The 9,188-nt window shown below is 42.4% G+C and carries 11 protein-coding genes; all 11 read left to right on the top strand.

The window, feature by feature from the left end; genetic code table 11:
- Nucleotides 1–92 precede the first annotated feature (92 nt).
- Complete coding sequence (locus F8N00_RS13350; RefSeq protein ID WP_421018376.1) at nt 93–428, top strand: hypothetical protein; 336 nt, start codon at nt 93–95, stop codon at nt 426–428.
- Between the two features lie 417 nt (nt 429–845).
- Nucleotides 846–2,381: a hypothetical protein gene (locus tag F8N00_RS13345; RefSeq protein ID WP_421018375.1), complete on the top strand. Its 1,536-nt coding sequence runs from the start codon at nt 846–848 to the stop codon at nt 2,379–2,381.
- Nucleotides 2,326–2,952 (top strand): hypothetical protein, encoded by a 627-nt coding sequence (locus F8N00_RS13340; protein ID WP_421018374.1) that lies wholly within the window; start codon nt 2,326–2,328, stop codon nt 2,950–2,952. The genes F8N00_RS13345 and F8N00_RS13340 overlap by 56 nt, the downstream gene beginning before the upstream one ends.
- Entirely contained in the window at nt 2,949–3,569 is a 621-nt protein-coding gene (locus F8N00_RS13335; RefSeq protein WP_421018373.1) for a hypothetical protein, read from the top strand. The genes F8N00_RS13340 and F8N00_RS13335 overlap by 4 nt, the downstream gene beginning before the upstream one ends.
- A 301-nt stretch (nt 3,570–3,870) precedes the next feature.
- Complete coding sequence (locus F8N00_RS13330) at nt 3,871–4,008, top strand: hypothetical protein (protein ID WP_421018372.1); 138 nt, start codon at nt 3,871–3,873, stop codon at nt 4,006–4,008.
- A 419-nt stretch (nt 4,009–4,427) separates the two neighbouring features.
- Nucleotides 4,428–4,652, top strand: a complete 225-nt coding sequence (locus tag F8N00_RS13325) for a hypothetical protein (RefSeq protein WP_421018371.1) — start codon at nt 4,428–4,430, stop codon at nt 4,650–4,652.
- Between the two features lie 101 nt (nt 4,653–4,753).
- Nucleotides 4,754–4,957: a hypothetical protein gene (locus F8N00_RS13320; RefSeq protein ID WP_421018370.1), complete on the top strand. Its 204-nt coding sequence runs from the start codon at nt 4,754–4,756 to the stop codon at nt 4,955–4,957.
- A gap of 122 nt (nt 4,958–5,079) precedes the next feature.
- The gene (gene terS / locus F8N00_RS13315; protein ID WP_421018369.1) at nt 5,080–5,844 is read left to right on the top strand and encodes a phage terminase small subunit; all 765 of its coding nucleotides are present in this window, start codon (nt 5,080–5,082) and stop codon (nt 5,842–5,844) included.
- The gene (locus F8N00_RS13310) at nt 5,841–7,265 is read left to right on the top strand and encodes a terminase B (protein ID WP_421018368.1); all 1,425 of its coding nucleotides are present in this window, start codon (nt 5,841–5,843) and stop codon (nt 7,263–7,265) included. The genes terS and F8N00_RS13310 overlap by 4 nt, the downstream gene beginning before the upstream one ends.
- Before the next feature lie 15 nt (nt 7,266–7,280).
- Nucleotides 7,281–8,861: a phage portal protein gene (locus F8N00_RS13305; RefSeq protein ID WP_421018367.1), complete on the top strand. Its 1,581-nt coding sequence runs from the start codon at nt 7,281–7,283 to the stop codon at nt 8,859–8,861.
- Between the two features lie 3 nt (nt 8,862–8,864).
- Nucleotides 8,865–9,188 (top strand): hypothetical protein (locus F8N00_RS13300; RefSeq protein ID WP_421018366.1); only part of this gene is annotated, 324 nt, incomplete at its 3' end.

Genomic DNA, 9,188 nt, shown 5'->3' with positions numbered 1-9,188 from the left:
CGTGGGCTCGGAGATGTGTATAAGAGACAGACGATCCGGAAGACATCAATATCAAGCTGCAGTCGGTCTTCGTCCCGAACAAGGATCAAGCATTGATTCTGAAAATGGTCGGCAACCTCAAGGAAGACAATGTCCGAGGTGTTGGAGACGACGGCATCTCGCAAGCGGTGACGATGAAAACGGGTGTCGCGACCGTCGCAGACGTCAAGGTCGTCAATCCAGTGACGCTCGCACCATACCGGACGTTCATCGAAGTCGATCAGCCGGAAAGCAAGTTCGTCCTTCGGATGCAAAACGGTCCACGTGTCGCCTTGTTCGAAGCGGACGGTGGTGCTTGGAAGAACGAAGCCATCCGGAACATCGAAGATTACCTGATGGAAGCCTTGTCTGAATACAACGAAACAGAAAAGCTCATAATCATCGCATAAATATGTGAAAGACGGGGGAAGCCGGGCAAGAATGCCCGGCACTACTTCAGTAGTAGAAGGCAACCATGGCACCCGAAATCTTATTTATCATTCATTTTCAAGTTGATCCTAATTATCAGAATCGTTAGCATTGAGTACATTGATAATAAATTAGAATGTTCAAGCACAAACAACCATTTTAGAACTGAAAAATAGGGTTTTTATAATGTGATGATAAATACCACCTAGGAACTTGAAGAAGAGTTAAGATTTTTGATTGTAATTGAGGACTAAATTAGGATTAACATTACTTATTAATAAAAAATAGAAGATTTGAAGTGTCGAAAAATGTCATACGATTTTTTGTGAAGCAACAGGTAAATTTAGCTAAAAACCTTTACCATTAGTCAATATAGATTGATTTTTGGGGGCGCAATGATGGAAAAAACAATAGAAATTAGTATCCAAGATAACATATTGAACGTTTATTCTAATATAACAATGAACGAGATTTTAAAAAATATGATTAAGCTTGATGAAGATAGTTTTCTAAATCGTCATAATGATGAAGTAGAACAGTTAAAAAAGACTCGATTTAAAGAAAAAAACAATATAACTGAGAGTGTATTTTTCGTAATTGATAATAAATATTATACTCCGGGTACCAAAGCTGATAATTATATCAAAATATTAAGAAATGAATTTTTTAATCAGGGTGTTGAATATATTGATTATTTTGAGAATCAGTACTTAAAAAATTTGGAATATCATTTTAATGTCCGAAGAGTTTATGGCATGGATTACTCCCTTGAAGGTTACAAGGATTTAAATGGATATATTGATGATGTTTATTCATTATTAATAAAAAAATATAATCCTAAAAACTTAGGAGAGTACGTTCCACAAAAAATCACCGATATAAAAGAGAAAGACGACAATTTTCATAAAATTTGTAAAAAGAACAATAAAATCGAGATATATGAAAAAATCGGAATTATTTATTCATCTGAAAATTACCTTACAAAATCTGTATTTATTAGATACTCTTTTGATTTTGAAAACAACTTTTTTGAATTAGCATACAATGATAGAACTTTAAAAGATGTATGTAGTTCTACTAATGATCGGAAAAAAGTACTTTTAGAATCTAAAGATAAAACAGTAAAAATTACAGATAAATTTTCAAATGAAGGAATAGCGAGTGTAACTTTATATGAGCGGATAAAAGAACTCGTAGAATCTAAACTTAGATTGCATTCTTTGGGTGAACAGTTATCTTTAATGACAATGAATAATACAAAAGCAGAAAAAAATGAAAGTTCTGAAGGCGAAAAGCTTCAAGTTCTGAATACTGAAATAGAAGCTTATTTAAAATCACCGTTTGAACTAGCTATGTATAAAATTTTTAAGGAAGACAGAGATAATTTAATTTCAAAAATACTAGGAGAAAATGAAGAAAAGGATACTAGTGATATTGAATTATTTATAGAAGATAAATTCAAAGATTTTGACAACGATAGTATTAGTATGAGTGTAAAATTTTTAAAGCATATGAAGGCGTTTTCTATATTAAAAAAGAAAGCAATGATTGTAAGAGACCTTGATAATTTTATTTTTTCTTTTACTGTTCGTGATTGGGCTGTGACAAAATCTACTACTCGAAATCAAGAAAGGCTACCTGTTTATACGTCTGATTTTTACTGGCACCTCCAAGAAGTAGTAGATAGCATAAAGCTGATTAATGAGTTAGGACTGCATATTTCAACTTCAGTCTCTAACGGGAAAAAATTTTATCAAGAAGTTAAGATTACCTTGAGTAACGATCACTTAATCTTTGTTTATTATCAAAACAAAAGAAGAGCTAACAATAGTGGTGTAAAAAGTACATTAACAGTTTCTGAAGCGAGGAGAACCGTAAATGACTATGTTAAAAACAAATTTAGAAGTATTATATCGGAAAAATCCGAATCTTGAAAATCTATATCCATTTAAAAAAACTTTTGAAAAATTAAATAGTTTTATCGTTTCAGAAATTTTAAATGGGAAAATTTTCTTAAACCCATATAGGTTTTCGAATATCTTCGAAATGGAGCTATCAAAAGTTTTTGTTTTATTTATTTATATAAGTTCAATTAGTGATAATAGAATACTTGAATTAAAATATCGTTACACATGTATAAACAATACTGATGTATATCTTACTGAAGATGAATTGGATGATTATGTATGTGATGAAGATTGTGGATGTGGTGAAGAATTTAATTTAAGAGAAGCTATTGAGTCAGAAGCAGTTGATGTTCCTATATTTTTCGAACTTGATTCTCATCTAATCTCGAATATTCTTTCTTTACATAAAGACGAAACTTCTTTTTTTGAGAGAATCGAAGGGGGAATGAACTTTGTTGAAAGTATAAAAACTATGGAATTTTCTGAGGAAGAAATTAATTTGTTGAGTAATGATACTGATAAAAATGAAATGATATGTGAAATGATTTCTCAACTTGATTTTCTAAAAGAAAAAGCAAAAAGGAGCAAACTTTTTTGAGTAATTCTATATTATCTTTAGAAGTAATTGTTCCAGCCTTGTTGTCAGCATTATTAGCTATACTTATTAGAAGTCTTTACGAACTTGTAAAAAATTTATTTATAGCGAGAAATATAAAAAAATTGATTGCAGTTGAAATTAGAAAAAATAATAATTTTTTAAATCATATCGAAAGTACTTTAGATTTCTTAGATGATCCAAAAGAAGGAACCTTAAACATAGGTATTATGAAACTAACTGAAGAAGCTTTCAAAGAACAGTATGTTGATAATAAGGATTATATTAAAGAAATTAAAACTTTAATCAATTCAGCAGACAGACAAATTAATTTACTTTCTACTCTAATTTATAAAGATATTTTCTTGAAAAGTGCTTTAAATTTCCATTCAAAAGAGGATAGATCAATTCACAGGATTTATGTATTAATTACAGAAGTGGAAAAGTATAAAGCATTTATTTCTACCTTTGATAAAGATAAGGACGAATTAGAGATGTATCAAGCTTATTTTAAAATTTTTAACAATGTAACTAGCTCATTGGATGAGATAAAGAAATGGGAGTCAATAAGTAAAAAAACCTATAAAAAATTAATTGATTGTGTATTGTTGGTAGACTAATCAAAGATAAAATGGTGATACAAATTTGATACAATCTTGATACAAAAACTTGCTAAATACATGATATTATTTCCATGTAGACGAAGCGGGTGCGACGACGGTTGCATTGTTCTACAGGACATAAGCATTACTCACATATCAAGCGCCTTGTAACGAACAGGGCGCTTTTTGTATGCAGAAATATCCGGATGAGTGAATTTGACCTCCCTTAGTCAGCCTATCGATCGGTTCCATGTCATTCCCCCAGATGCTTGCAATGATCGGTCTCATCCGGATGTTTGTACATATAAAGAGTGATTGCATGAAAGATAAACCATACGTGATGCACTGGAAAGTGAGTCCGCGTCGTAAAAATCGACGGACAGATCCCGTCACGAAGATTCCTCAAAGTGTCTGGTTGAAGTATCTCTGGAAACAGGATACCAAGCGTACGAAGTGATTCGCTTCTTGCCAACAACGCATGACGCAGCCAGAAAAAATGTGAAAAAAGCAATGAAGCGTGAGGGCAGAGTAGTCGTGCGTTGTTGGCAGGAAATTCGTGTTGAACCTAGAATATTGTGTTTGTGGATATAGATATATTTACCATAATATCAAATAAATGGAGGTTAAATAATAATTTGGGATCAAGAGTTAAAAAGTAGGTTACAAGAGGAAATCACTTTACGAGAAAGCAATACAATTTTAGATATCATTAAAGTTCTTGAATTTACGTTTGATAGTATTGAAGATGATTTCAGTAATATCTATTACAAAAGTGAAAAAGTTGTTGTATCAAAAATTGATAATCCGAATTCGGTTTTTGTACTCAGCCTCAATACATTGAAAAATGATGGAGCACATAGAGTTTTATATTGCACTATGGAGAATAAAGGGAAAGATGATCCTTGGATTAATGTTGCGGTCGTTGTCCCTGAAATTGATAATGAATTAGTAAATATCGCTGGTATCCTTGTAGGAAAAGATAAACCATTGATTCAGTATCTACCAGCGGCTAAAAAATATGACATTTCTCAGGAAGAGGAATATTATTCGTATCAAACCTTAAAAGCATTAATTGGAAATATATTTAATTATGGTTACTGATTTACTAAGCATCCTTCGGGGTGCTTTTTTTGTGCCTTGCAACGAGCGGACAAGCATCGACCTAGTCGGTTCGTTGGAAATCATAAGAGAGGAGGGAGAACATGACAAAGGCGAATGTAGAAGCGATTCGAGAAGCGCTTAAAACAGTAGTGAGAAGTTTCGTCGAACGTGCATGGAACATGGTGAAAGAAATTTTACGAAGAGTCGGAGACTACCTCCGGAAGATGCTAAGTACTGATCTAGTAGCTGATGTCCCTCAGCACTACTATACGGCGCGCTATGAAGGGACACGTCTTGGCATGTGAATCGCCTTATCGCATCAGGAACGAAGCGTCAGACGCATCGAATGATGAAAGCGCGGCATAAGCGAGGTCGTCGGTCGTCCTGAAAAACAACACAATCCAGTAATTAGGAAGGCGGTGGGAGCGTGGCGAGACCAAGAGACCCCCGGCGGGATGAGGCTCGCGAGAAGTGGCGCATCGCCATCAAACAGGATCCGACATATAAATTGGTCGACCTGGCGAAGGAGATGGATGTCTCCCCGAGTGCGATTCGCAAGTGGAAATCGACGGACCGCTGGGATGATGAAGAAACGGACGGCAAAGGGAGCGCTCCTAAACTGAAAGAGAGCGCTCCTAAACGGCGCAAGAGTGGCGCACCAAAGGGGAACAAGAACGCCGCAGGTAACTGGGGTGGTGCTCCGGAAGGGAATAAGAACGCGTTGCTCCATGGCCTGTTCCGCCAGTACATACCGGAATCCATCCTCGAAATCATGCATGGCACGCAGGAACGGAATCCCGCTGATCTACTCTGGGACCAAATCCAGCTGATGCATGCGAACATCATCAATTCCTTGAATATCATGTATGTCAGCGACGCTGACGACATGTCGAAAGAATTGAGCGCAAGCGGGGAATCGAAGGACGAGTGGGAAATCCGCTTCGCCTACGAGAAACAAGCGACGTTCATGTCTTCCCTTGCTACGGCGATGGGACGACTCGACGCGATGATCCGCTCCTATGAGAAGTTGACCAAAGGGGACGAGGAACGCGTCCTGAAGCTAGAGAAGTTGAAACTCGAAGTCGAGCAGCTGAAGAATGCGGATACGGATGACGAGACGACGACCGATTGGAAAGACGGTATCCTTGCCGCTGCCGAACGACGTCGCAAGCAACAGGTGGAAACGCCATGAAGCAAACGAAACCGTATAACGTACTCGCCAGTGTCATCGACGTCTACTGGGACGATCCCGCGGCGTTCGCGGAAGACATCCTCGGTTTTTATCCGGACGAATGGCAGCGTAGCATACTTGACGATTTATCGAAGAAGAACAAGGTCAGCGTCCGCTCCGGACAGGGTGTCGGGAAGACGGGGCTTGAAGCCGTCGTGACCCTCTGGTACCTGACATGCCGACCAAATCCGAAAGTCATCGCGACCGCACCGACGAAGGATCAACTGTTCACCGTCCTTTGGGCAGAAATCGCCAAGTGGATGGAGAAATCCGAATTGTTGAAGCGGCTGCTGAAGTGGACGAAGACGAAAATCTACATGATCGGGAGTGAAGAACGGTGGTTCGCTACCGCTCGTACCGCGACGAAGCCGGAGAACATGCAAGGCTTTCACGAAGACTACATGCTATTCATCGTCGATGAGGCGTCCGGTGTCGCTGATCCGATCATGGAAGCCATCCTCGGGACATTGACCGGGGACGAAAACAAAATCTTGATGTGCGGAAACCCGACTCGAACGAGTGGGGTCTTTTTTGATTCCCATAACCGCGACAAGCATCTCTGGAGTACGCACAAGGTCAGCTCCCTCGATAGTCCGCGTACGTCACGAGACACGATTGAGATGCTGAAGCAGAAGTATAACGAAGACTCGGACGTCTACCGTGTTCGCGTCCTGGGTGATTTCCCGAAAGCGGAGGCGGATGCCTATATCCCGCTCGAATTCACGGATCAAGCCATCAATGTCACGGTGACACCCGTCAAATATGCAGATATCCATATCGGTATCGACGTTGCCCGGTACGGGGATGATGAGACCGTCATGTATGCCCGTGTCGGGAACAAGGTCGTCGCGCGACACACCCATAGCAAGAAAGGGACGACAGAAACGACGGGAGAAGCCATCCGCTTCGCTCGGAACACGCTCAATCGTTTCCCGCAAGCACCCCGCGTCGTCTTCAAAGTCGATGATACCGGTGTCGGTGGTGGTGTCACGGATGGGATTGACGAATGGATTGATACCCATAACATGCAGAAGTTCGAAGTCCACGGCATCAACAACGGAGCGAGAGCGGATGACCCGGATGTCTATGACAAGCTTGGCGATCAGTTGTGGGGTAACCTACGAGACTTGCTCGAGACGAACTTCAGACGCCGGATGCTAGGGGAGGAACCGACCCTCGAATTGCTCGAGGACGACAAGCTCGTTTCCCAGCTGACGACGCGGAAGTATCGGGTCCTCAGCAAAGGCGTCATCAAGGTCGAACCGAAGGACAAGATGAAGAAGCGTGGACTGGCATCACCTGACCGCGCGGACGCCCTCGCCTTGTGCTTCTATGAGCCGGAGGGTGGCAAAGGCTTCAGCGCCTTCGAGCGGACATTCTAAGTGAGGTGAAAGACCATGTGGCGTTCATTCATCGAATGGTTACGTTCATTATTCAACAAGAAAGGAGGCGGTGGCGTGGAAGCGACGACGCTCACGCAAGAACTACAGAAGAACAAATGGGCAGGATTGAACCAATACATCGCACAACACGACATCTTGCTGAAATCGATCGTCCTGCAGCAATCCTACTATGACGGAAAGCATGCCGTACTCGTCCGACAACCGAAACGAGCGGACGACCCGAACCATCGCCTCGTCATCAATTATGCGAAGCTGATTGTCAACCTCCCGACCGACTATATGGTCGGGAAGCCGGTCAGCGTCGAGGTACCGGATAGTGCAGCCAGTAAATACGGCGCGGATCTCGAACGACTGAAGGGATTCCGGCAAAAGCTCGAGGACGTCCGCGAGGATAACAGTGATCATCACATCGACTTCACGACCGTACGCAACGGATTGACGGCAGGTGGAGCGGGTGTCCTGTTCTACTTCGACAATCGTCTGGACATCCGCTATCGTGCCTACCCGCTGAATCGTCTCTTCCCGGTGACGAACGAATACGGCGACATCATCGGTGCGATTCACCGGTATACGAAAAAAGAGGTACGGAACGGAGCGACAGAGACCGCTGAATACGTCGAGTGGTATGACGACACCCATGTCTATTACCTGAAGCGAGACGGTACCGATCTCGTCGAGGATCCACGAAAAGAAGTAAAAGTCGCCTACCACCAGTTCCCGATGGTGCCGATTGCGTGGTTCCGCGGGGATGAAGCACAGACGCCGCCGACGACGGATATTCCAATGGGTATGTCGGCCATCGACGAACCGAGCATCACGATCATCGATGAAATCAACCGGGCGCTAAGCGATAACGCGAACAAGATGGATGTCTTCAACGATCCATTCCTCAAATTCATCGGTGAACTTCCGAAACCGGAAGAAACGATGAAGATGCGGACTTCGCGAGCAGTTGGCTCTAAGAACAAAGAGGCAACGATTGATTATCTCGCGCCACCGATTGACGAGAAACCGATCGTCGCGCACCTGAAGGAATTAACGGAGCGGCTCTTCGATGTCGCGCAACTCCCGAAAATCTTCAAGGATACGGCGAACGGTAATCTGTCGGGTGTCGCCATCCAACAGATGTATGCACCGCTTGAGATTGCGACAAATGCACGGGAGATTCATTTCGACGAGTACTACCGCCGCAAGAACATGCTCCTGACTTATAGCATCCAAGCAAAGGATTGGATGATTGAAGGGAAGGACACCGTCACTGAGTGGCAGAACGTCGCGGAGTCGCAAGACACGTCGATGTTACATAACTGGCGCTGGATCTACTGGACCGTTCACCGGAACCTACCGATCAACGTCAGCGAATACGTCACGATGCTGACCGGACTGAAGGACTTCATCTCGGATGAGACCATCCTGCAGCTGAACCCGCTCGTCGAGAATGCGACGGAAGAGAAGGAACGTCTTGAGCGACAGAAGGCAGACCGGAAACAAGTCGACCTCGACAACATTGATGGTTACATCGATGGGGCGGACAAGAAGATCGAGAAGCGTTCGACAGAAGACGACGAGGAATAAGCCATGCTCTTGACAGCTGAACAACTCGACCAGATGGTCATCGACCAGCAGAAGCGATTGATCAAAATCAAGGACAAGGAAATCAAGGTCCTTCTCCGCGGCTATGCGGAGCTCTTGCGTCAAATCAAGGGAGACATCCTCTCGCTCGCTGTAGATGTTTCAGGAGAAGACCAACTCGTATGGGACTGGGGAAAGCTCAACAGTCAGCAAGCGCGTATTCAAGCCTTGCTTGGGCAGACGAACGTCCACATCGAAGAACTCGCTCGTACGACTGTCGCGATGACAGACAGTATCCTACCTGTCTCTTATACACATCTCCGAGCCCAC

It is taken from the genome of Exiguobacterium sp. A1_3_1 (assembly GCF_048985645.1).
Taxonomy (GTDB): Bacteria; Bacillota; Bacilli; order Exiguobacteriales; family Exiguobacteriaceae; genus Exiguobacterium_A; species Exiguobacterium_A indicum.
Note: the sequence above shows the minus strand (reverse complement) of the source record. Positions and strands in the feature narration are given on the sequence as shown.

Bases quoted from the DNA above. Each gene is read 5' to 3' on its own strand.
- F8N00_RS13345 (WP_421018375.1), top strand. From the start codon at position 846: ATGGAAAAAACAATAGAAATTAGTATCCAAGATAACATATTGAACGTT.
- F8N00_RS13340 (WP_421018374.1), top strand. From the start codon at position 2,326: ATGACTATGTTAAAAACAAATTTAGAAGTATTATATCGGAAAAATCCG.
- F8N00_RS13330 (WP_421018372.1), top strand. From the start codon at position 3,871: ATGAAAGATAAACCATACGTGATGCACTGGAAAGTGAGTCCGCGTCGT.
- F8N00_RS13325 (WP_421018371.1), top strand. From the start codon at position 4,428: ATGGAGAATAAAGGGAAAGATGATCCTTGGATTAATGTTGCGGTCGTT.
- F8N00_RS13320 (WP_421018370.1), top strand. From the start codon at position 4,754: ATGACAAAGGCGAATGTAGAAGCGATTCGAGAAGCGCTTAAAACAGTA.
- F8N00_RS13310 (WP_421018368.1), top strand. From the start codon at position 5,841: ATGAAGCAAACGAAACCGTATAACGTACTCGCCAGTGTCATCGACGTC.
- F8N00_RS13305 (WP_421018367.1), top strand. From the start codon at position 7,281: ATGTGGCGTTCATTCATCGAATGGTTACGTTCATTATTCAACAAGAAA.